Here is a 21979-nt window from a genome sequence, read left to right on the forward strand (position 1 = left end):
ACAAAAGAGGATCAGGCGCCGAGCAGGTTGCCGGTGCGGAAGGGCGTTTTGCCGGCAATGTTGCCCAGCTTTTCACCCGCAGTGACGTAGCGTTTGCAAATGCGTGCAAACAAAACACCTTCGACTTCGGCACGTGCTGCGTACACGGTGTTCTGGATCGGGTCGATGATTTCGGCCACCAAGTCGCCCACACGCAAGTGTTGGCCGGGCAAAGCGGCAAAGGCTACAACACCTGGTACGGGCGCGTTCACGGTTTGCGAGCCGGCTAACGGTGTGGCTTCGCAAGCCGCAGCGGGCAGGGCGGGCGGTGTGCCGGCCACCACACCCAGGTGTTGCAGGTAACCAAACAAGGCTTGTGCGTCGGCTTTGGCCAGGTCGTGCGTCACATCGCCTTCACCACGCAGTTCTACCGTCACACTGGCGCAGGCTTGCGGAATGGCACCGGCGGGCACTTCGTCTGCCAAGGCTTTGGCCAAACGCCACCAGGGGCCGGACATGGCTTCGTCGAACGACAAACCACCCGAGTCGAGGGCCAACAGCACGGCCTTGGCTTGCAGCAGGTGGCTTAGCGGCTCAATCACCGGCCAGCAAGGGGTTTCGGTATAGAGGTGCACGGCAGCTTCAAAGTCGCAGTGCAGGTCGAGCACCACGTCGGCATCAAACGCCAGGCTGGTGAGGATCTTGCGCTGGCTTTCTAGCTCGGTTTGCGGCTGCCATTGCGTGATGTGTTGCGCGGCGGCAGCGCGGATCAACTGGGTGTTGTTGACCGGGTTGGTGCCTAGCTTGCCACGCACGGCGGGCAACACAGCGGTGGCCAAGTCGGGAAAATTGCGGTTGAAGTTCTCGGACGTGCCGAGCTCGAACCGGCCCATGGAGCGGTGGTCAAGCCGCTGCGCCAAACCAATCGGGTTGGCCACTGGCACGACGATGATTTCGCCCTGGATGGCGTTCTGCGCATCGGCCGCTTCCAGCAAGCGCAACAGATGGTGCGCGGCCAACATGCCGGGCAATTCTTCGGCATGCAGGCTGGCTTGGATGTAGATTTTCTTTGCCGTGCCACTAGTTGCAGCAGCCTGGCCGAAGTGAAAGCTGGTAAGTTTTTTGTAGCTGCCCAGACTTGGGCTCAGCAGGGAATGGTCTTTGCGTTGCATGAAGGATGCTCAGTTCTTGCGGGGGCCAAGGTAGGCCAGGAAGCGGCGCTCGGCAAGGCGAAACAGCCCGATAAGGCAGAACGTGAAAACAAGGTAGATGGCGGCGGCGGCCAGGTAGGCCTCGAATGGCAAATAAAAGTCTGAATAGATGCGGCTGGCCGCAGCGGTCACATCCAGCAGGCCGGGCACGGCGCTGGCCAGGCTGGTGCTTTGCAGCATCATCACCACTTCGTTGCTGTAGGCCGGCAGCGTGCGGCGCATGGCACTGGGCAACACCACACGCAACAGCACTTGCCAGCGGCTCATGCCCATGGCTTGTGCGGCTTCTACCTCGCCAGGGTTGGTTTCGCGGATGGAGCCGGCCAACATTTCGGCGGTGTAACCCGCCGTGTTCAGCGTGAAGGCCAGCAGCGCGCAGAAGAATGAATTCTTGAAATAGACCCAGGGCCAGACATCGTCCCAGCGCGCCTGAATCCATTCGAGTTGCGCCAGGCCGTAGTAGATCAAATACACCTGGATCAGCAGTGGTGTGCCGCGAATCACAAAGGTGTAGGCGCCCACCAGTCGCTGCAGCAGCACGCTGTGGCTGGTCAATGCCAGCGCAAAAATGACTGCGAGCACGCCGCCTGCGGCGAGCGACGCCAACAGTAGGCCCAGCGTGGTGAAGATGCCCTCACCATACAGCGCCAGGCTGTCGGGGGTAAAGATGACTTCCCAATTCATGTTGTTCTTATGCCGGTCTGCTGTGCTTAGAAGCTCACGCGTTTGTTGCCCAAGCTGTACTTCGCATTCAAGCGGCGCAGCACCACCAACGACACCCAGGTGTAGACCAGGAACAGTGCCGCCGTGAACAAGAAGAAAGCAAACGGCGAACGCGTGGCCGCACTCGCCTGTTTGGCCAGGTAGGTCATTTCCTGCAGGCCGATCAGGCTGATCAAGGCCGTGGCCTTGATCATCACCAGCCAGTTGTTGGTGAAGCCCGGCAGGGCGTAGCGCACCATCTGCGGCGCGGTGATGCGCACAAAGGTCTGGCGCGGCGTCATGCCGTAGGCCGCAGCGGCTTCGGTCTGCCCGTGCGGAATGGCCAGCATGGCGCCGCGAAACGTCTCCGTCATGTAGGCGCCATAAATGAAGCCCAGTGTGACCACACCGGCAACGAATGGGTTGATGTCGAGCGTGGCTTCGCTGCCCGCCATTTCGAGCAGGGTGTTGATGGCGATGCTGCCGCCATAGAACACCAGCAGCATGAGCACCAGATCAGGAATGCCGCGGATGATGGTGGTGTAGGCCGTGCCCACAGCCACCAGCAACTTGTTGCCCGACAGCTTGGCCCAGGCACCCACGATGCCCAGGCACACCGCCACCACCATCGCACACAGCGACACCCCCACCGTCAACAACGCCCCTTGGAGGATGGAGCTGTAGTAGCCACTCATGCTGAAACTTCAGAGCCTTTTAAATTGGCCAATTACTGGCCGTAGACGTCGAACTTGAAGTACTTGTCGTTCAGCTTCTTGTAGGTGCCGTTGTCGCGAATGGCCTTGATGGCCGCGTTCAACTCGCTCTTCAAAGCGGCGTCGCCCTTGCGCATGGCCACACCCACGCCAGCACCAAAGTACTTGGGGATCAGCAACGGTTCGCCCACGGCGCTGTAGTCCTTGCCTTCGGGCTTGCTCAGGAAGCCGCCATTGACTTCGACGATGTCGGCCACGGTGCCATCCAGACGGCCGGACTTGATGTCCAGGTACACCTGGTCTTGGGCTTCGTAAGGGGTGACGATCACGCCTGCGGGCTTGAGTTCGCCGTTGGCGTATTTCTCTTGGGTGCTGCCCTTCAGCACGCCGATCTTCTTGCCCTTGAGCGACGCCGCATCGGTGTACTTGATGTCGTTGCGCACCACGATCTTGCTTGGCGTCTTGTAGTACTTGTCGGTAAAGTCCACGGCCTTCAGGCGGTCTTCGGTGATCGACATGGAGCTGATGATCACGTCGTACTTCTTGGCTTGCAGGCCGGGGATCATGCTGTCCCACACCTGTTCGACAAACACACACTTGCGCTTGATCTGCTCGCACAGGGCGGAGGCGATGTCCACGTCAAAGCCTGCTGGTTTGCCGTCAGCGGTTTTGAAGGTGAAGGGCTCGTAGGTGGGGTCGATGGCGACCTTCAGGTCTTTGCCTTGCGCAAAGGCGGTGGCGGCCACTGCTTGGAGAGCCAAGATCAAGAGCGTCTTTTTCATGTTGAATCCTTGTTGTGAGGTCGGGAGTCGTCTGGAATCGTCCGAGAACGTTCTCGTGAAACGGTGTATACGAATCCTTGCGCGCCCATTCTAGTGTTGTCTGATCCGCTCCTAGAAAGGGCTTGTCCCGATAGAGTCAGGGGGCGTTTTCAGAGGGGATAATCAATTTATCCCAGAAAGCAGCATTCATGCCCGAACTCATTCCCAGCCTTGCCGACGTTACCGATCTTCACCTCACGCAGGCCCTGCAAACCAAGCTCGACCAAAAGACCAAACCCCTGGGCGCACTCGGTGCGTTAGAAACTTTGGCCTTGCGCCTGGGGCAGATTTTGGGCACCGAGTCACCCACCTTGGATCAACCGCAACTGGTGGTTTTCGCCGGTGACCACGGCCTGGCCGCACGCGGTGTTTCGGCCTACCCCAGCGACGTGACCTGGCAGATGGTGGAGAACTTCCTGGCCGGCGGCGCGTGTGTAAGTGTGCTGGCGCGGCAACACGGTTTGAACCTGACGGTGGTGGACTGCGGTGTGCGCCACGACTTTGTGCGCGAGGGGGATGCGCCCCGTGCTGGCCTGTTGGTGCGCAAGCTCGGCCCCGGCACGGCCGATGCATCACAAGGCCCGGCGATGACGCGCGCACAGTTGGAACAGGGCATCGCCAATGGCCGTGAACTGGTGCGCCAGTTGCCTGGCAACGCGCTGCTGCTCGGTGAAATGGGCATTGGCAACACCTCGGCCGCATCGCTCATCCAGGCACGGCTGACGGGGCTGGACATTGCCGAGTGCACCGGCTCGGGCACGGGCCTGGCGGCAGACGGTGTGCGCCGCAAAGTCGACATCTTGCGTGAGGTCTTGGCCTTGCATGCCGACGTGACCGCGCCGCTTGATGTGCTGCAAGCCTTCGGCGGCTTCGAGATGGCCACCATGCTCGGGGCCGTGTTGGAGGCCGCAGACCAGCGCCGCGTGATCGTGGTGGATGGTTTCATCACCACCGCCGTCATCGCCGTGGCGCAGGCATTGCAGCCGCACGTGTTGCAGCGCTGCGTGTTTGCGCACCAGTCGGCCGAGGCCGGCCATGTGCGTTTGCTGCAGCATTTGCAAGCCACGCCGCTGCTCGGCATGGGCCTGCGTTTGGGCGAAGGTTCGGGCGCCGCGCTGGCTTGGCCGCTGCTGCAATCAGCCTGTGTGATGCTGCGCGAGATGGCGAGTTTTGCGTCGGCTGGCGTGTCTGAAAAAAGCGCCTGAACCGATTGACGCGCTTGGATCAGGGCGCTGCAGGTTTAGTAGGCCTGGGCTTCGATGTTCGTTCTGACCTTTTGCAAGGCCTCTCGCAGCGCATCCAAGGCCACCGAGCCCAATGCCAGGCGAATAGCATGCGGCACTTGCGCTGACGTGGCAAACGGCTCTGCGGTAGACACGGCAATGTGCTCGCGCATCAGCGCCTGCGCCACCTGGTCGGCACGTACCTCTTCAGGCAAAGGCAGCCAGACGAAATAAGCGGCTGGGTGCCGCAGCAATAGCATGCCCGCAAGCACTTCGCTGGCGATGGCTTGCCGTTGCGTGGCATCCTGGCGCTTCTGTTGTTCCAGGCGTTCTACCGTGCCGTCTTCCAGCCACGTGTTGGCCAGCGCGGTCATCACGCCTGGCGTATTCCAGGTGGTGGCACGGATGGCGCGCTCCAGCGGTGGCACCCATGCCAACGGCGCCGCCACAAACCCCACACGCAGGCCGGTGGCCACACTTTTGGAAAGGCCCGACACGTAGACCGTGGCCTCAGGCGCCAGGGCCGCCAACGGGGCGGGCGCATCGTCGGCCAAAAAAGCGTAGGCGGCATCTTCGATGATGAGCAGCCCGTGTTGCCGCGCGATGGCCACCAAGCGCCGCCGCTGGCCCAAACGCATCACCCAGCCCAGCGGGTTGTGCAGCGTGGGCATGGTGTAGATGGCGCGCACGCGGCGGGTTTTGCACAAGCGCTCCAGTGCGTCCAAGTCGGGGCCTTGCGGCGTGGCGGGAATCGGCGCCAACTCCAGGCGATGGGCTTGCGCCAGCACTTTGAAGCCGGGGTAGGTGAGTGCGTCAACGGCCACCACATCACCGGGCTGGAGGTGCGCCATCACGGTGGTAGCCAGCCCATGTTGTGCGCCGCTGACGATCAACACCTGATCGGCCGTGACCTGCAAACCACGCAGGGCGAGGTGGCGGGCCACAGTGGCCCGTTCGTGTATGCGACCGCCGTGCGGTTGGTAGCGCAACAGCGCTTCGAGATCGCCAGCGGCCGCCAACTGGCGCAGGCCGTCGCGCAGCAACTCGGCTTGGCCGGGCAGCGACGGGTAGTTGAAGTTCAAGTCCACCATGCCTGCCGCTGCAGCGTGCTGGTCGATGCCCATGCCGCGCGGTAGCGCCGTCTCGCGCACAAAGGTGCCGCGCCCGGCTTCGCCGCTGACCAGCCCCATGGCCTCTAACTCGCTGTAGACCCGCGTGGCCGTGACCAGCGCCATGCCTTCCTGTGTGGCGAGTTGCCGGTGTGTGGGCAAGCGTGTGCCCGGCGGCAGGTGCCCGGCGCGGATGTTGGCGGCAAAGGTGTCAACCAGTTGTTTGTAACGGGGCGAGGGCATGGGGTAAGGTGCTGGTGAATGTATCCATGACAATTATTTGATTGTATTGATTGACGCGCCTACGATGGCATTCCCCCCAGATTGATTGCTTGAACAGAAACCACGCACCATGCACATCGCCATCCTCACCTTTGAAGGCTTTAACGAACTCGACTCGCTGATCGCGCTAGGCATCCTCAACCGCATCAAAACGCCAGGCTGGCGTGTGTCGATTGCCAGTCCCACGCCACGCGTGCGCTCCATGAACGGCGTGGTGCTGGAAGCGCAAGTGTCTCTGCGCGAAGCCCGCGATGCGGATGCCGTGATCATCGGCAGCGGCATGCAAACCCGCACAGTGGTGGCCGACCAGGATCTGATGGCGCAACTGCAGTTCGACCCCGCGCGGCAGTTGCTTGGCGCGCAGTGCTCGGGCGCCTTGGTGCTGGCGAAGCTCGGTTTGCTGAACGGTGTGCCGGCTTGTACCGACCTGACCACCAAGCCCTGGGTGGAAGAGGCCGGTGTGGCCGTGCTCAACCAGCCCTTCACCGCCAACGGCAATGTGGCCACGGCGGGCGGCTGCCTAGCGTCGCAGTATCTTGCCGTCTGGGTGATCGCGCGTTTGGCGGGGGAAGAGGCCGCCCGCAGCGCCATGCACTACGTTGCGCCGGTGGGCGAGAAGGATGTTTATGTGGAGCGGGCGATGGCGAACATCGCGCCGTATCTTGTGGCGTCTTCCGCTGCAGCTTAAGCAGTGGTCTTCGGCGTGAAGTCGCAGTAGCGGCTCACCGCGCATTCCCAGCAACGCGGTTTGCGCGCCTGGCAGATGTAGCGGCCATGCAAGATCAGCCAGTGGTGCGCGTCCACCAAATACGCCGGTGGAATGCGCTTCATCAATTGCATCTCCACCGCCAACGGCGTTTTGCCGGGAGCCAAACCCGTGCGGTTGCCCACGCGGAAGATGTGGGTGTCTACCGCCATGGTCGGTTCGCCAAAGGCCACGTTCAACACCACGTTGGCGGTTTTGCGGCCCACGCCGGGCAGCGCCTCCAGCGCCTCGCGGGTGCGCGGCACCTGTCCGCCGTGTTGCTCCACCAGCATCTGGCAGGTTTGCAGCAGGTGCTTGGCTTTGCTGTGGTACAGGCCAATGGTTTTGATGTACGACTCCAGCCCTTCCAAGCCCAGCGCCAGGATGGCCTGCGGCGTGTTGGCTACCGGGTAGAGGCGGCGTGTGGCCTTGTTCACGCCCACGTCGGTGGCCTGGGCCGAAAGCAGCACGGCGGTCAACAGCTCGAACACGCTGGTGTATTCCAGCTCGGTGTTGGGCTGTGGGTTGGCCGCTTTCAGCGTGGCAAAGAAGGGCTCGATATATTCTTTTTTCATGGGGCGCGTTTTCTGGTTTTTCTTGATGCCGTATTCTCGCGTTGAATCTTGGGCGCGGCAGGGCGGCGCTGGTGCGGTGGTGCCGTGCCATTGCCGCTGCTGCGGATGCTGGCCACCAAGTGCTGCAAAAAGGCCTGCGCGGCGTCACTCAAGGTATGGCCCTGTAGCGACAACACCTGCAGCACGCGTTGCTGCAGGTTGGGCTCGGCAAACGGCACGGCCACCAGGCGGCCCTCGCGCACCAGGTGCGCCGCCGTCAGGTAGCCCGACAGCACCACATCTAACGTGCCCACGCCCGGCAAAAGCGCAGACGAAAAATTGCTGACCACGGCCGCGCGGTACTGGCGGCCTTGCTGGCTACACACCAGGTCGAATAGCTGGCGTCCGGTCATGCCGCGCTGGCTCATGCCCAGTGGGTAGGCCACCACGTCTGCCACGGTCACCGCGCGCTGCTGAGCCAGTGGGTGGGTGGGACGCATCAGCGCGTAGACCGGCGCAGGGGCGGCGTGTTGCACCAGCATGCCGGGCTCGGGCGCCACAGAGTATTTCAGTGCCAGCTCCACCTCACCTTGCAGCAAGAGACGGCTCACGTCGTCGGGCGCGTCCACACTCAGCTCAAGGCGCGCCTGCGGCCATTGCTCGCGAAACGTCTCGATCACCTGCGGAATGAATCCTGTCGCAAAACCTTCGGTACAGGCCAGGCGCACGGCCTGCGCTTTTTGCCCGGCCAGGCCGCGCACTTGCTCGACCACACGTTCGGCGTCTTCACTGCCGGCGCGCACAAAGGCCATGAGGCGTTCGCCAGCCTCGGTCAGCGCCATGCCGCGCGCGCGGCGCTCGAACAGCGGGCAGGCAAAAGCCTCTTCCAGTTTGCTGATCTGCCGGCTCACCGCCGAGCCCGCCACGTGCAACTGCAGCGCGGCCTGGCTCACCGAGCCGGTTTGCGCCACTTCCAAAAAGTAGCGCACTGCGGTGCTGAACAACGAGAGTTTCATGTCGCTATGTTTGCCATAAAGGCAAAGGTGGCTTGCAATATCTCTGATTGTAGTAACGCTTCGTGACCAATACAGTCCGAACATTACCCCTTGATGACACCCCAAAATGCAACGTTCCGATTGCCTGGACGCCACCCAAACCTGGTTTGAGGCCGGCCACTACTTCAAAACCCTGCAGCGCCGCGTGGCCATGCGCACCGAGAGCGATGGCGGCGCCACGCCCGAAGAGCTGGCGGTCTACCTGCTGGAAGAAATGCAACCCGCGCTCGAGCCGCTGGGCTTTGTGTGCCAGGTGTTGCCCAACCCCGTGGCCGGTGCTGGCCCGTTTTTGGTAGCGCGCCGCATGGAAGACCCCGCGCTGCCCACGGTGTTGAGTTACGGCCATGGCGACGTGGTCAGCGGCCAGGAAGGGCGCTGGCGTGAAGGCTTGGCGCCGTGGGCGCTGACGGTGGAGGGCGACCGCTGGTACGGCCGCGGTACGGCCGACAACAAGGGCCAACACACCATCAGCCTGGGCGCGCTGGAGCAGGTGATTGCCGCACGCGGCGGCCGCCTGGGCTACAACTTCACCCTGCTGCTGGAGATGGGCGAAGAAGCCGCATCGCCTGGCTTGCACGCCGTGTGTGAAAAGCACCGCGACCTGCTGCGTGCCGACTTGATGATCGCCTGCGACGGCCCGCGTGTGCACGCCGAGCGGCCCACGCTGTTTCTCGGCTCGCGCGGCGCGGTCAACTTTTCGCTGCGCCTGCGCGCCCGCGACAAGGCCTACCACTCGGGTAACTGGGGCGGCGTGTTGCGCAACCCGGCAACGGTGTTGGCGCATGCGTTGACCACCTTGGTGGATGCGCGTGGCCGCATTCTGGTCGACGCCTTGCGCCCGGCCGAATTACCCGCTGCGGTGCGCCAAGCCTTGGCGCATGTGGAGATTGGTGGCGACACCGACGACCCGGCCATCGACGCCGGCTGGGGTGAACCCGGCCTCACGCCCGCCGAGCAATTGATGGGTTGGAACACCATTGAAATCCTGGCCATGGAGTCGGGCACACCCAAGCGGCCCATCAACGCCGTGCCGCCCGAGGCGGTGGCGTTTTGCCAACTGCGCTTTGTGGTCGGCACGCCGTGGCAAAAGTTGATTGAGATCGTGCGTGCGCACTTGGATGCGCATGGGTTTCACGACATTGAAGTGGCCACCACTTTGTCGGGCGCGGCCACAAGGCTCGACCTGGGCAACCCGTGGGTGAGCTGGGCGCAGTCGTCCATCTTGCGCAGCAGCGGCAAGGTGCCCACCACGCTGCCCAACCTGGCCGGCTCGCTGCCCAACGACGTGTTTGCCGATTTGCTGGGCCTGCCGACGTTGTGGGTGCCGCACTCGTACCCAGCCTGCGCACAACACGCACCCAATGAACACCTGCTGGCACCCATTGCACGCGAAGGTCTGGCCATCATGGCGGGCTTGTTCTGGGACCTGGGCGAGCCCGGCGCACCTTGGCCTAAGGCTGGCGCCGCAGTAAGCTGAATTTAGCTTCCCCGTTTTTGTTCATTCCCTTTATCTACCCCCGATCTACCCCTTGAAAGTTCCCCGATGAAATTTGGCAAATTGCTTTCTGCGGCGGCCCTCGCCACGTTATCCGCACTCTCCGCTTTGGCCGCGTTGCCAGCCTTGGCGGCTGACGCCTGGCCCAGCAAGCCCATCCGGTTGGTAGTGCCGTTCCCGCCCGGCGGCGGCACCGATCTGGTGGCCCGTGCCATCGGCCAAAAGCTTGCGACGCGCTTGGGCCAGCCGGTGGTGATCGACAACAAACCCGGCGCTTCCACCATCATCGGCACCGACACCGTGGCCAAGGCCGATGCCGACGGCTACACGCTGTTGATCTCCGGCTCGTCCAGTTATTCCGTCAACGCCGCCTTGCGCGCCAAGCTGCCTTACGACCCCATTAAAGACCTGGCGCCCGTGGCCATGGTGGCGCGTGCGCCGCTGGTGCTGGTGGTGCCGTCCAACTCGCCATTCCACAACCTGGCCGACCTGACCGCTGCGGCCCGCGCCAAGCCCGGCAGCCTGAACTATTCAACCTTCGGCTCGGGCTCGGCGCCGCATTTGGCGGGTGCCTTGTTCGGTCTGGCCGCAGGCGTAAAGCTTCAAGACGTGCCCTACAAAGGCAGCAGCCAGGCGCTGACGGCGCTGATCAGCGGTGAAATCCAGTTTGGCATCGACACCGTGGCCACAGCCGCGCCGCAAATCCGTTCGGGTCGTCTGCGCGCCCTGGCGATTGTGGGCAGCGTGCGTTCCAGCCTGCTGCCTGACGTGTCGACCGTCATCGAACAAAAGCTGCCCGAAGCCGTGTTCGACGCCTGGTACGCCGTGGCCGCCCCCGCCCGCACACCGGCGCCTGTGCTGCAGCGTTTGACCAAAGAGATCGCCGCCGTGATGGCCGACCCCGAAATGCAAACGCAGTTGCGCACCCAGGCCATGGAGCCCTTGACCGGCGGCCCGGACATGCTGCGGTCGCAAATGGAAACCGAGATTGCGCGTTACCGCGCGCTGGCCCACCGCGTGGGCATCGTTGCGGAATAAAACGGAAGGTGCTTATTTGACGTGGCGGGCAAACGCCTCTGCGACGGCGCCAATCAAACTCGCCTTGGCGCTGGTGCGTGGCTGCACCAGCATCACTTGCCGGGCCTCGCTGGCGCCCGCACCCGCCACGTTCACCGGCAGCAGCCGCAACTTCGGATCCGACCCCCAGCGGCTGGCGCGCAGTTGCGGCAAGAGGGCCACGCCCAACCCCGCACGCACCAGTTCGACAATCGTCTCGATGGCGTTGAGCTCCAAAAACTCCTGCGGCGTGGCGCGCAAGCGGCGCAGCGTGCGGTCGACCAATTGGCCGGTGTGTTCGCTGCGGTCAAAGCGAATGAAGGGCTGGTTTTGCACCAGCGTGCGCACGTCGTCTCCCGCCATTTTGCGGTGCGCCAACAGCACCATGGGCTCGGTGTAGAGCGGCGTCCACACTAGGTCGGCGCGGGTGCGTTCTTCGCCGGGATGGTGCACGGCGATGGCGGCATCCAACTCACCAGCGGCCACGCGCGCCACCAGTTCACCCGACTTGGCGGCGCCCACGTGTAAATCCAGCGCGGGGTAGCGGCGTTTCAGCGCCAGGGTGGACAACAGCAGGGGGCGCAGGGCCGACACCACCGCGCCCAGGTGCAAGGTGCCGGCCATGGCACCGCCGGCCAGCCCGCCGGTTTGCATCTGGCTGTAGAGGTCGACCATCTGCCGGGCCTGCGGCAGCAACTCGCGGCCGGCCTGGTTGAGCTGCACGGTTTTACCGTCGCGTTCGAACAATGGGCGGTTCAGTTCTCCTTCCAGCGCGCGCATCTGCTGGCCCACTGCGGCCTGCGTCAGCGCCACACGCTGGGCGGCGGCGGCAAATGAGCCCTCGGTGGCCACGGCGATGAAGGTGCGCAGCAGGCGCACGCTACTCATGGCAAGCTTTCGAATGTGCACCGAAGCGGAGCAGAGTAAGAAAGAAATTCATCTATTTGGTGCCGATTGACTAAAGATTTACTTTAGGCATCGTAAAACATTTTTCGCTTTCCACCAGAGGCGGCAGTGCTGACAATTGGGTGTTCAAGGCTGCTGCCCGTCACTCGGCTTTACGCTGGTGGTGGCGGCGCCTTCAAAAGCTTTTGCATTGGTTCGCACCGAAAGACCTGTTCATGAAACTCTCCCGCCGCTTTGTCCCCCATGTTTTGTTCGCGGCCGCGCTGGCGTTGACCGGCACACTCGCCTCCGCCCAAAACTACCCCAACAAGCCCGTGCGCCTGGTGGTGCCGTTTCCGGCCGGTGGCGCTACCGACATCTTTGCGCGCGTGTTGTCGCAAAAGATGGGCGAAAAACTGGGGACTTCGCTGGTGGTCGAAAACCGCCCCGGCGCGGGCGGCGCCATTGGCTCTGACGTGGCAGCCAAGGCCCCGGCCGACGGCTACACGCTGCTGCTGGCCACGTCCAGCACACACTCCATCGGCCCCAACCTCACCGCCAAGCTGCCCTACGACGCGGTCCACGACTTCGCGCCGATCTCGCATGTGGGCAACGCCCCGAGCATCATGCTGGTGCCCAACAGCAGCCCGGCCAAAACGCTGAAGGAATTCATCGCCTACGCCAAGGCCAACCCCGGCAAGCTGAACTACGCATCCAGCGGCAACGGCACCATCGTGCAACTGACGGCCGAGCTGTTCAAGTCGCAAGCCGACGTGTTCATGGTGCACATTCCCTACAAAGGCACGGCGCTGGCCATTCCCGATCTGGTGAGCGGCAAGGTCGACGTGTTGTTCGACGCACTGCCCACCGGCCTGCCGCACGTGCGCGACGGCCGCCTGCGCGCGCTGGCCGTGACCTCGGCCAAACGCACGGCCATGGCGCCAGAGTTGCCAGCCATCGCCGAAGTGCTGCCGGGCTATGAGTCGAACACCTGGTTCGGTTTGTACGGCCCCAAGGGTTTGCCAGCGGCCATCGTCACGCGTGTGAATACGGCGGTCAACGAAAGCTTGGCCGACCCCGAAGTCAAAGCCAAGCTGACGCAACTGGGCATTGAGCCCGTGGGCAGCACGCCGGCGCAATTGGCGCAGATGGTGGCGCGCGACAGCGCCAAATGGCGCGACATCATCGTCTCGCGCAAGATCACTTCGGAATAACGCGCACCCACACCCGCTCATAGACACGCACAACCACACGGAATTCACATCCCATGAAATTCAACCCAGCCAGTCCTTATACGTCCGTGCGTTTGCCGGTGTTCGCCCGCAACGTGGTCTCCACGTCGCACCCCTTGGCCGCACAAGCGGGTCTGCGCATCCTGCAGCAGGGTGGTAACGCCGTCGACGCTGCTGTGGCCACGGCGGCTGTCATGACCATCGTTGAACCCGTGAGCAACGGCCTGGGCAGCGACGCGTTCTGCATCTTGTGGGACGGCAAAGAGATGCACGGCCTGAACGCCAGCGGCACCGCACCACAAGCCTGGACACCCGAATACTTCAAGAAGAAATACGGCGCCGCCGACACCCCGCCCAAGCGCGGCATCGACAGCGTGACCGTGCCCGGGGCCGTGGCCAGCTGGCAGGCGCTGAGCAAGCGCTTCGGCAAGCTGCCGTTTGCCGACCTGATGGCCCCCGCCATCGATATCGCCGAGCGTGGCTATTTGATGCCTGTGGTAGTGCAGCAGAAGTGGGCGGCCGCCACGCCAGAACTGGGCTCGTTGCCTGGTTTTGCCCAAGCCTTTTTGCCCTGGGGCCGCGCGCCCGAAGTGGGCGAGTTGTTCCGCTTCCCAGCCGCCGCCCGCGCGCTGCGCTCGATTGCGCAAAGCGGTGGCGAGTCTTTCTACCGTGGCGAAATCGCCGAGGCGATTGTGCGTTTCTCGGCCGCGCAGGGTGGCAGCATGACGCTGCAAGACCTCGCCAGCTACCAGCCTGAATGGGTGAAGACGCTGACGCAAGACTACCGCTCGCACACGCTGCACGAAATCCCACCGAACGGCCAAGGCATTGCGGCGTTGATCGCGCTGGGCATCTTGCAAAACTTCGATATGCCAAGCCACGCGGTCGACGGTGTGGACTCGCAGCATTTGCAGATCGAAGCCATGAAGCTGGCATTTGCCGACGTGTACCGCTATGTGGCCGAAAGCAAGGCCATGGCTTTCCCGCCTGAAGCGCTGCTCGACCCGGCCTACCTGGCCAGGCGTGCCAAGCTCATCGACATGCGCCGCGCACAAGATTTTGGCGCGGGCAACCCGGTCAAGGGCGGCACCATCTACCTGACTGCCGCCGATGAAAACGGCATGATGGTCAGCTTCATCCAGAGCAACTTCATGGGCTTTGGCTCGGGTTGTGTGGAGCCTGAATTCGGCATCAGCCTGCAAAACCGTGGCGCGGGTTTCAACGTCAACCCAGAAGGTGCGAACACTGCCAACCTGGTGGCGCCGGGCAAGCGTCCGTTCCACACCATCATCCCGGCTTTCTTGACGAAGGACGGCCAGCCGGTGATGAGCTTTGGCGTGATGGGCGGCAACATGCAGCCCCAAGGCCACATGCAGACCCTGGTGCGCATGCTCGACTACCAACAAAACCCACAAGCCGCGTGCGACGCACCGCGCTGGCGCTTCAACGCAGGGCTGGAGATCAACGTCGAAGCTGGCATGGACAAAGGCACCGTGCAAGGCCTGGCCGACCGTGGCCACCGCATGGAAGTCATCAACGACTCGTACCAGGACTTCGGCGCTGGCCAGTTCATCTGGCGCATGGGTGACCCGAAGGTCGAAGGCTACCAAGCCGCCAGCGATCCGCGTCGCGACGGGCAGGCCGCCGGGTACTAAACCGGTAGAGCCTTAAGCCGCCGGGCCCACCGCTGCACACAGCTGGCAGCGGATGCGGCCGGTGGCCGGGTCTACCGTGTTGAGCCCGCTGTACAGCTCGAACGGCGGGGCCGCCACAGGCTGCAGCCCGGCCTGCGGCAAATCGTGCGAGAACACCTTCATCCACGCCGCGCCAAATTCCATGGCGGTGCCTTCAAACGGCACACAGGCGTAGCGCCCACCAGGGAAGGTTTGGATCTCGACTTCGGCGTCGGGCTTGAAGCTATCACCCACCACGATGGCGCAGTCGTAGCGGCATTGCGCGGGTGGCGTGAGCTGCGGGTTGTCCAGGCTGATGCCGAGCATTTGCGCCTCGGGCACCATCAGCCCGCGTGCGCCGGCCCAGGTGCCAAAGCGCGCCCAGGTCATGGCGATGCCAGGGCCAAAAAACGTGCCGGTGTAGCGCATGCTGGCCAGGCGCAGCGCGGGGAAATCTTTGACTTCAATGGACGACATGTTGGCTCCTGTGGAGATGCGGTGGCGGAATTGTTGGCGCCTATTGTGGCGCCGCAATGTGTCTGCATCAACGGGTCTTCAACACGCGCTCAGAGCATCGAGTCAATCGGCAACAACTGCAAAAAACGCACGTAGAAGCTGCGCCAGAAGCCGACGTTCGGTTCGTGCTCAAACACCACGGGCTGCCCGGGTGTGCCGCTGCCTTCGTCAAACCATTTGATGCGTCCGTCGGGCCCCACGCGCGGCTCGTAGGATTGCTGGGCCACTTGTTCGTCAAAGGTTTTGGCGAGCATCCCGGCCAGGTGCGGGCTTTCGATCAGCAGGCCGATTTCGGTGTTCAGCCTTACCGAGCGCGGGTCGAAGTTGAACGAGCCGACGAACAGGGTCTGCCGGTCTACCGCAAAGGTTTTGGCGTGCAGGCTTTCACCCGAACTCAGGCCGAGGCCCGAGCCCGAACCCTGGGAGCGCTGCGAACGCTGTGGCTTCTTGTCTCGTTCCCCATCTTTGTCGATTTGCACGCGGCGTGTTTCATACAGTTCAACACCCGCTTCCAGCAGGGGGCGGCGCCAGCGTGCATACCCGGCGTGTACGGCGGTGACATCGGTAGATTCGAGCGCGTTGGTCAGCACCTTGATCTTGACGCCGTCCTTGCGCAAGCCGGCAAACCAGTCGTAGCCGTTTTGCGTGGGCACAAAGTACGGCGACACCAAGTAAAACTCGGTCTTGGGTTTGCCCACGATGCGCGCCATGCGGCTGCGCAGCAGCGAGGCTTCGGTTTCCTCGCCCAAAACCTTCTCGGGCTCGTCGCTGACCAAATGTACCGGTGCCCATTCCAGATCGACTCTTTGCGCGAGCAGCGACGCCACAAACGTGGACTGCGTGACAGCTTGCAGATAGGCGTGCACCTCGGGCGAGAGGTCGGGGTTCTGTATCTGTGTCGCCAGCGGTGCGAGCGACACAGTGGGTGGCGCGGGTGCCGTCTTGTCCGATCGCAGTTGGCTGATGGGATAAGCAGAGGCGCTGTCCCAAAAGCGTTCAAAAGCCTTATCGACCTTTTGCGCCACGGGGCCTACGGCCAGCACATCCAGATCGACAAACAGTGTTTCAGTGGTGGCGCCAAAGTAGGCATCGGCCACATTGCGGCCACCCACCACGGTGGCCTGTTGGTCGACCGTGAACGACTTGCTGTGCATGCGCCGGTTCAAACGGCTGAAGTCCGTCAAAAAGCCCAGATACTTGGCGCCGCGCTGAGGAAAGGGGTTGAACAGCCGCACCTCGATCAGCGGGTGGGCGTCGAGGGCCGCGAGTTTTTCGTCCAGGCCGGTGGTGCCCAGGTCGTCCAGCAGCAAACGCACACGTACGCCGCGTTCGGCCGCGCGGGTGAGGGCGTCAAACATCATGCGGCCCGAAACATCGTCGCGCCAGATGTAGTACTGCACATCAAGCGTGCGCTCGGCGGCTTCGGCCAGCAGCACCCGCGTGGCGAAGGCGTCACGGCCGTTCTCGATCAGGCGGACGCCGCTGCGCTCGGGGTGCTCCTGAATGGCCGGCGCCAATGCGCGCGCCAAACGCGTCTGCGAAGTATCGATGGGCTGCGTTTCCAGCGCGGTGGAGACTTCGCGCGGCGGCAACTGCGCGCAGCCTGCAAAAACCAACACGCTGCACACAATGGCGGCGGTGCGATAGATGGAGCTGAGCGGCATCTTCTAAGATTCAGCGGGCCGCTCAGCGATTCGGGCTGACACGCCAGATGACGTTGCCCACATCATCGGCCACCAGCAATGCGCCGGCTTTATCGAGTGCCACCCCCACAGGTCGGCCCATGGCTTCGCCTTTTTCGCTTAAAAAGCCGGTGAGCACATCGATGGGTGGCGCCTTGGGCTGCGCGCCGTCAAACGGCACAAAAATCACCTTGTAGCCGCTGTGCACCTTGCGGTTCCACGAGCCGTGTTGGCCCACAAACATGCCGTGTGCAAAGGTGGGGCCGAGGTTGTTGCCATCGGCCGAGGCTAGGCCCAAAGAGGCGGTGTGGGCGCCCAGGGCGTAGTCGGGCGGCAGAGCCTTGGCGACCAGGTCTGGCCGCTGCGGTTCTACGCGTTTGTCGACGTGCTGGCCGTAATAGCTGTAGGGCCAGCCGTAAAAGCCGCCGTCGCGCACCGAGGTCATGTAGTCGGGCACCAGGTCGTCGCCCAACTCGTCGCGTTCATTGACCGAAACCCACAACATCTGGCTGCCCGGCTCCCACGCCATGCCCACGGGGTTGCGCAGGCCGGAGGCATAGACGCGTTTTTCACCGCTTTGGACGTCGATCTCCAGAATGGCGGCGCGTTGTTCTTCGGCGGCGATGCCGTTCTCTGCCACGTTGCTGTTGGAGCCAATGCCGGCGTAGAGCTTTTTGCCGTCGGCACTGGCCACCAGACTTTTGGTCCAATGGTGGTTGATGGCGCCGCCGGGCAGGTCGGTCAGGCGTGAGGCAGGGCCGTCGACTTGGGTTTGGCCGGGCTTGTAGTCATAGCTCACCACGGCATCGGTGTTGGCGATGTACAACTTGTCGCCCACCAGCGCCATGCCGAACGGTGAATTGAGGCCAGACGCGAAGACGCTGCGTTGGTCGGCCACACCATCGCCATTGGTGTCGCGCAGCAGGGTGATGCGGTTGGGACTGGGAACCTTGGCGCCAGCGCGTTTCATGAACAGGCCGGTTACCCAGGCCTTGAAGCCCTTGCCGTCGCTGGGGCGCTGCGGCGCATTGGTTTCGGCCACCAATACATCGCCATTGGGCAGCACGTAGACCCAACGCGGGTGGTCCAGCCCGCTGGCAAAGGCGGTCACGGACAAGCCTGCAGCAGCGGTGGGTTTGCCACCCTCGGGCCAGCCCACAGCCGTGGCGACATTGACCGTGGGAATCCATTGCTTCTGCGGCTCGGGCAGATCGGGCGCAGGGCCAATGCCCGCAGCAGGTTGGGCGGCCGCGGCGATGCACGCCAGCGCGAGGCCGGTGGCGATCAGGGCACGCGGCACCCGTATGTGCTGGTGCTTGGGGTGGGGCAGGGCCGCTGGGTTGGTGGGGTTTGAGTTGGTCGCGCTCATGGGCAGTCTCCTCGCACCGTTTTTTCGTTGTGCCGAATAAACGAGTGCCTGTATTTAGTTTACGGAAGGGTGGGCGAAGCGGGCGTAAATCTTGTCGGTTGTTTGTGTCCTGCGGTCAGCAGGTTGCTGCAGAGCATGGCGCGCTTGTGCGGGCGCGGTTGTCGGCGGTGTGAGGCATCGTATGTCAGCCAACAAGCCGTTCACCGGCACATGGTTTTGTCTGCCGGAGTTGTGCTTGAAAAGCCTGCCTACTCTGGCCGTGGTGGCGTGCGAGGACGGCTATATTCCGCGCACAGCGGGGCCTGTAGAGGCCTTTCACGGTTTCTTGTTATCGTTAATTTTTAATTGCAAAACCTAAGGATCTTGGATGAAGCTCAATAATCTGCGTGTCGGTACCCGGCTCGGGGCCAGCTTTGCAGTGATCTTGCTGCTGCTGGCGGTGATGCTGCTGGTCAGCATCTGGCGGCTCGACAGTACCTCTGCCGCCGTGAAGGAAATGATGGATACGCCTCTGGCCAAGGAGCGCCTGCTGGATGAGCAGTTGCGCAACGTGGCGGTGGGCGTGACGCGTGGCAAGGCCATCGCCAAGAGTTCGGATCCGGTTTTGGAGTCCATCTTTACCGATGAAGTGAAGGCCAGCACCGCGCGTGGCAACGAGATTGTCAAAGCCCTGGCGGCCTTCCCCAAAGACCCTGGCGAACAGCCGTTGCTGGAGAAATTCAACGCCGCGCGGACGGCCTATTTGGGTGCCCGCGACCCGATGATGGCGGCTAAACGTGCTGGCAATGCCGAGGAAGCCAACCGCATCCACGACACGCAGTTTGCCGTGGCCGGCCCCGCTTACATCGAAGCCCTGACCGCCGTGCTGGAATACCAGCGCAAAGCCATCGGCGACATGAACACGGCGATTGCCGAGAACGCCGCTGCGGGAAAAACGCGTTTGGCGGCGCTGGGCGTTGTGGCTATCTTGCTGGGCGCTGTGTTGGCGTTGTTGCTAACACGCTCGATCACGCGTCCCTTGGCCGTGGCGGTGGAAGCTGCAAACGAGTTTGCCAATGGCGACCTGACCACGCAGATGAAGGTGGACGGCAAGGATGAACCCGCGCAACTGCTGCACGCCATGGAGCGCATGCGTGGCAATTTGGCGGATGTGGTGGCCAACGTGCGCCATGGCTCTGAAGGTGTGGCCACGGCCAGCGCCGAAATTGCCCAAGGCAACAACGACTTGTCGGCCCGCACCGAGCAGCAAGCCAGCGCGTTGGAGCAAACCGCCGCGAGCATGGAGCAACTGGGTTCTACCGTGAAGCAGAACGCCAGCAGTGCTCGCCAGGCGAACCAACTGGCGATGAATGCCTCTACTGTGGCCGTCAAGGGCGGCTCGGTGGTGGGCGAAGTGGTGCAAACCATGAAGGGCATCAACGAGTCGAGCCGCAAGATTTCGGACATCATCAGCGTGATCGACGGCATTGCGTTCCAGACCAACATCCTGGCGCTGAACGCGGCCGTGGAAGCCGCGCGTGCGGGTGAACAGGGGCGTGGTTTTGCGGTGGTGGCGTCCGAAGTGCGCTCGCTTGCAGGCCGCAGTGCCGAGGCGGCCAAAGAAATCAAGAGCCTGATCAGCGCCAGCGTGGAGCGCGTGGAGCAGGGCACGGCCCTGGTCGACCAGGCCGGTAGCACCATGACGGAAGTGGTGGAATCGATCCGCCGGGTGACCGAAATCATGGGCGAAATTTCGGTGGCGAGTGCAGAGCAAAGCGAAGGTGTTTCGCAAGTGGGCGAAGCGGTCACGCAGATGGATCAAGCCACGCAGCAGAACGCCGCGCTGGTGGAGCAGATGGCAGCGGCCGCCTCCAGCCTGCGCTCGCAAGCACAGGAACTGGTGCAGGTGGTGGCGGTGTTCAAGCTGGCGGGTGGCGAGCAAACGTCGCATACGTTATCGCAGCGGCCCGCTTCTGCTTTTGCCTCAGCCGCACCAGCGGCCAAGGTCTTGAAGACGCCGGCGCAGCGGGCGCTGACGGCTTCTTAAGCGCTATATTCGCCGACGCCGATTACTTCGGCGCAGTTTCCAGCGTAGCCTGCAAGGTGATTTCAGGCACGCTGGCCAGTGCTTTCGACAACGGGCAGTCGCGCTTGGCGCCCTGCGCCAGTTCCTGAAAGCGCGCCTCTTCCAGGCCTGGCACCGAGGCCTTCATGGTCAGCGCAATGCGGTCAATCACAAAGCCTTCGCCCTGTGCCGTCAGCCGCACCTGGGCGCGCGTGTCGATGGTGGCGGTGGGAAAACCAGCCTTCTCGCAGGCAAATGAAAACGCCATGGTGAAGCAGGCCGCGTGGGCAGCCCCCAGAATCTCTTCGGGGTTGGTGCCGCGCCGGTCGTCGCCAAAACGGCTGGCAAAGCCGTAGGGATAGTCCATCAAGGCGCCGGTTTCGGTGCTGATCTGGCCGGTGCCGTTTTTGCCCGAGCCGTTCCAAATGACGCTGGCTGATTTTTCGCTCATGGTGAGTCCTTTCAGGGTTGGGTGGTTTGGGGGATGTTGAAGCGGCGTTAAAGCCGCTTACTTGGTGCGTGGTTTTTTCAGATGTTGGTCTGGCTGGCTCAGTTTTCCGGCGCGCAAATCTGTCACGGCTTGCACCACGGCGCGTGCCACGTTGCGCACTTCTTCTTGCACCGCCTTGTCTTTGTCCAGCGTTTCGTGGGCGTTGTAATAGGGCTCGTAGTAGCCGATGTAGCGGTCGAGTTTGGCGGCGGCGCCGCTGTCGATCAGCCCCATCCAGTCCAGCCAATCGGTGAGGTTGCGCCGGTGGACTTCTATGCCGGCCACATCGCCGTGCACCACCACGCCGTAGGCGCGGCCAGCCAGGTGTTTGGGGTAGTGCCAGCCGCGCTGCTCGATCTGTTTGGCCTCCACCAGGTGTTTGCCGTGGGTGCTGGTCGGGTCGGGGTTGCCGCCATCGGCGCAGACCAGGCGGTCGATCATCTGCTTCAGCGGGCCGGGCGACTGGTACCAATAAGTGGGCGCCAGAATGACCACGCCGTGGGCGGCTACCCAGCGTTCGTAAATCTCGGCCATCCAGTCGTCGGCTTGGTTCAGCGCATGATTCGGGTAGCAACTGCAGGGCCAGTGGCACAGCGGCATGGTGCTCGATGCGCAGCCCTTGCAGGGGTAGATGTTGACGCCGTACTCCGACGTGACCAGGCTCAGGTCGAGAACATCGGCTTCCATCCCGGCGCGCTCAACAACGCGCTTGGCCATTTCAGTGAAGCGCCAGGTCTTGGAGATTTCGCCGGGGCAGGTGCCGTCGTTGCGGGCGCTGCCGCAGACCAGCAACACGCGTGAGGGGGCGGTGCTGTCGCTCCAACGTTTTTGCGCGGCTTTCAGGCGTTTGCGGGTTTCGAGCCATTCCACCGAAATTTCGTAGGTGGGGTCTTTGAATCCACGGCCCGCCGGTTTGGTGATAGGGGCTTTGCGGCCTTCTTTCAACGCATCCCAGGCGATGGCTTCCAAACGCGCAATGGCTTCACTCTCGCCCGCAAACGCCGGGTCGTAGAAGCGCACGTTGAAGCGTTCGTGAAACTCGGCGCGTGTGAGTGGGCCCGGGGCCTGTCCCTTGCGGATCTTCATCATAGTGAGACCATTGGGCCCGGCTTGGGCGCACGGGGGTGTAGTCCATTGCCGAAT

At 63.1% G+C, this 21979-nt stretch carries 20 protein-coding genes; 7 read left to right on the plus strand and 13 right to left on the minus strand.

All coding sequences use genetic code 11. From position 1 onward, the window contains the following. Positions 1 to 11 precede the first annotated feature (11 nt). From ACPWMG_RS09630 to ACPWMG_RS09645, 4 genes are read right to left on the minus strand one after another with little or no spacing between them, the layout of a single operon-like run. The gene (locus ACPWMG_RS09630) at positions 12 to 1151 is read right to left on the minus strand and encodes a succinylglutamate desuccinylase/aspartoacylase family protein (protein WP_483304418.1); all 1140 of its coding nucleotides are present in this window, start codon (positions 1149 to 1151) and stop codon (positions 12 to 14) included. A gap of 9 nt (positions 1152 to 1160) precedes the next feature. Next, on the minus strand, positions 1161 to 1874 hold the full coding sequence (locus ACPWMG_RS09635; protein ID WP_483304420.1) for an ABC transporter permease: 714 nt from the start codon (positions 1872 to 1874) through the stop codon (positions 1161 to 1163). 26 nt (positions 1875 to 1900) lie between these two features. After that, positions 1901 to 2587 (minus strand): ABC transporter permease, encoded by a 687-nt coding sequence (locus ACPWMG_RS09640; RefSeq protein ID WP_483304421.1) that lies wholly within the window; start codon positions 2585 to 2587, stop codon positions 1901 to 1903. Between the two features lie 32 nt (positions 2588 to 2619). After that, positions 2620 to 3387 (minus strand): lysine/arginine/ornithine ABC transporter substrate-binding protein, encoded by a 768-nt coding sequence (locus tag ACPWMG_RS09645; RefSeq protein ID WP_483304422.1) that lies wholly within the window; start codon positions 3385 to 3387, stop codon positions 2620 to 2622. A gap of 188 nt (positions 3388 to 3575) precedes the next feature. Between ACPWMG_RS09645 and cobT the strand changes: the two genes are divergently transcribed. Then, on the plus strand, positions 3576 to 4631 hold the full coding sequence (gene cobT / locus ACPWMG_RS09650) for a nicotinate-nucleotide--dimethylbenzimidazole phosphoribosyltransferase (protein ID WP_483304423.1): 1056 nt from the start codon (positions 3576 to 3578) through the stop codon (positions 4629 to 4631). 35 nt (positions 4632 to 4666) lie between these two features. Here the strand turns inward: cobT and ACPWMG_RS09655 are convergent, their stop codons facing one another. Beyond that, positions 4667 to 6001 (minus strand): aminotransferase-like domain-containing protein, encoded by a 1335-nt coding sequence (locus ACPWMG_RS09655; protein WP_483304424.1) that lies wholly within the window; start codon positions 5999 to 6001, stop codon positions 4667 to 4669. A gap of 109 nt (positions 6002 to 6110) precedes the next feature. Between ACPWMG_RS09655 and ACPWMG_RS09660 the strand changes: the two genes are divergently transcribed. Then, the gene (locus ACPWMG_RS09660; RefSeq protein WP_483304425.1) at positions 6111 to 6728 is read left to right on the plus strand and encodes a DJ-1/PfpI family protein; all 618 of its coding nucleotides are present in this window, start codon (positions 6111 to 6113) and stop codon (positions 6726 to 6728) included. On the opposite strand, the gene nth is transcribed toward ACPWMG_RS09660, so the two are convergent. Both nth and ACPWMG_RS09670 read right to left on the minus strand, forming a co-directional pair. Further along, positions 6725 to 7360 carry an endonuclease III gene (nth, locus tag ACPWMG_RS09665; protein ID WP_483304426.1) on the minus strand — a complete coding sequence of 212 codons (636 nt, stop codon included), beginning with the start codon at positions 7358 to 7360 and terminating at the stop codon, positions 6725 to 6727. The two genes, ACPWMG_RS09660 and nth, sit on opposite strands and share 4 nt — an antisense overlap. Continuing rightward, complete coding sequence (locus ACPWMG_RS09670; RefSeq protein WP_483304427.1) at positions 7357 to 8355, minus strand: LysR family transcriptional regulator; 999 nt, start codon at positions 8353 to 8355, stop codon at positions 7357 to 7359. The genes nth and ACPWMG_RS09670 overlap by 4 nt, the downstream gene beginning before the upstream one ends. A 106-nt stretch (positions 8356 to 8461) precedes the next feature. Here ACPWMG_RS09670 and ACPWMG_RS09675 point away from each other — a divergent pair, with 106 nt between their 5' ends. Both ACPWMG_RS09675 and ACPWMG_RS09680 read left to right on the plus strand, forming a co-directional pair. Continuing rightward, positions 8462 to 9871, plus strand: a complete 1410-nt coding sequence (locus ACPWMG_RS09675; RefSeq protein WP_483304428.1) for a M20 family metallopeptidase — start codon at positions 8462 to 8464, stop codon at positions 9869 to 9871. A 66-nt stretch (positions 9872 to 9937) separates the two neighbouring features. Next, positions 9938 to 10927: a tripartite tricarboxylate transporter substrate binding protein gene (locus ACPWMG_RS09680; protein ID WP_483304429.1), complete on the plus strand. Its 990-nt coding sequence runs from the start codon at positions 9938 to 9940 to the stop codon at positions 10925 to 10927. 12 nt (positions 10928 to 10939) lie between these two features. Here ACPWMG_RS09680 and ACPWMG_RS09685 read toward each other — a convergent pair whose 3' ends face one another. Beyond that, positions 10940 to 11833, minus strand: a complete 894-nt coding sequence (locus tag ACPWMG_RS09685) for a LysR substrate-binding domain-containing protein (protein WP_483304430.1) — start codon at positions 11831 to 11833, stop codon at positions 10940 to 10942. 233 nt (positions 11834 to 12066) lie between these two features. Between ACPWMG_RS09685 and ACPWMG_RS09690 the strand changes: the two genes are divergently transcribed. Continuing rightward, a complete protein-coding gene (locus tag ACPWMG_RS09690) occupies positions 12067 to 13044 on the plus strand; it encodes a Bug family tripartite tricarboxylate transporter substrate binding protein (RefSeq protein WP_483304431.1) in 978 nt (325 codons plus the stop codon). Between the two features lie 53 nt (positions 13045 to 13097). Further along, entirely contained in the window at positions 13098 to 14717 is a 1620-nt protein-coding gene (locus tag ACPWMG_RS09695; protein WP_483304432.1) for a gamma-glutamyltransferase family protein, read from the plus strand. 12 nt (positions 14718 to 14729) lie between these two features. Here ACPWMG_RS09695 and ACPWMG_RS09700 read toward each other — a convergent pair whose 3' ends face one another. The 3 genes from ACPWMG_RS09700 to ACPWMG_RS09710 all read right to left on the minus strand — a co-directional run bounded on the left by ACPWMG_RS09700 (position 14730) and on the right by ACPWMG_RS09710 (position 18302). Further along, a complete protein-coding gene (locus ACPWMG_RS09700; protein WP_483304433.1) occupies positions 14730 to 15212 on the minus strand; it encodes an AraC family transcriptional regulator in 483 nt (160 codons plus the stop codon). Positions 15213 to 15301: 89 nt separating this feature from the next. Continuing rightward, positions 15302 to 16915, minus strand: coding sequence for a phospholipase D family protein (locus ACPWMG_RS09705; protein WP_483304434.1), 1614 nt, complete (start codon positions 16913 to 16915; stop codon positions 15302 to 15304). A 22-nt stretch (positions 16916 to 16937) separates the two neighbouring features. Then, on the minus strand, positions 16938 to 18302 hold the full coding sequence (locus ACPWMG_RS09710; protein WP_483304435.1) for a PQQ-dependent sugar dehydrogenase: 1365 nt from the start codon (positions 18300 to 18302) through the stop codon (positions 16938 to 16940). Positions 18303 to 18669: 367 nt separating this feature from the next. Between ACPWMG_RS09710 and ACPWMG_RS09715 the strand changes: the two genes are divergently transcribed. Then, entirely contained in the window at positions 18670 to 20328 is a 1659-nt protein-coding gene (locus tag ACPWMG_RS09715; protein ID WP_483304436.1) for a methyl-accepting chemotaxis protein, read from the plus strand. A 22-nt stretch (positions 20329 to 20350) separates the two neighbouring features. Here ACPWMG_RS09715 and ACPWMG_RS09720 read toward each other — a convergent pair whose 3' ends face one another. Both ACPWMG_RS09720 and ACPWMG_RS09725 read right to left on the minus strand, forming a co-directional pair. Then, positions 20351 to 20797 (minus strand): OsmC family protein, encoded by a 447-nt coding sequence (locus ACPWMG_RS09720; RefSeq protein ID WP_483304437.1) that lies wholly within the window; start codon positions 20795 to 20797, stop codon positions 20351 to 20353. Positions 20798 to 20854: 57 nt separating this feature from the next. Then, positions 20855 to 21925 carry a flavodoxin family protein gene (locus tag ACPWMG_RS09725; RefSeq protein WP_483304438.1) on the minus strand — a complete coding sequence of 357 codons (1071 nt, stop codon included), beginning with the start codon at positions 21923 to 21925 and terminating at the stop codon, positions 20855 to 20857. Positions 21926 to 21979: the final 54 nt, after the last annotated feature.

Origin of the sequence: Hydrophilobacter chitinilyticus, from assembly GCF_049860745.1 — a bacterium.
Taxonomy (GTDB): Bacteria; Pseudomonadota; Gammaproteobacteria; order Burkholderiales; family Burkholderiaceae_C; genus Rhodoferax_B.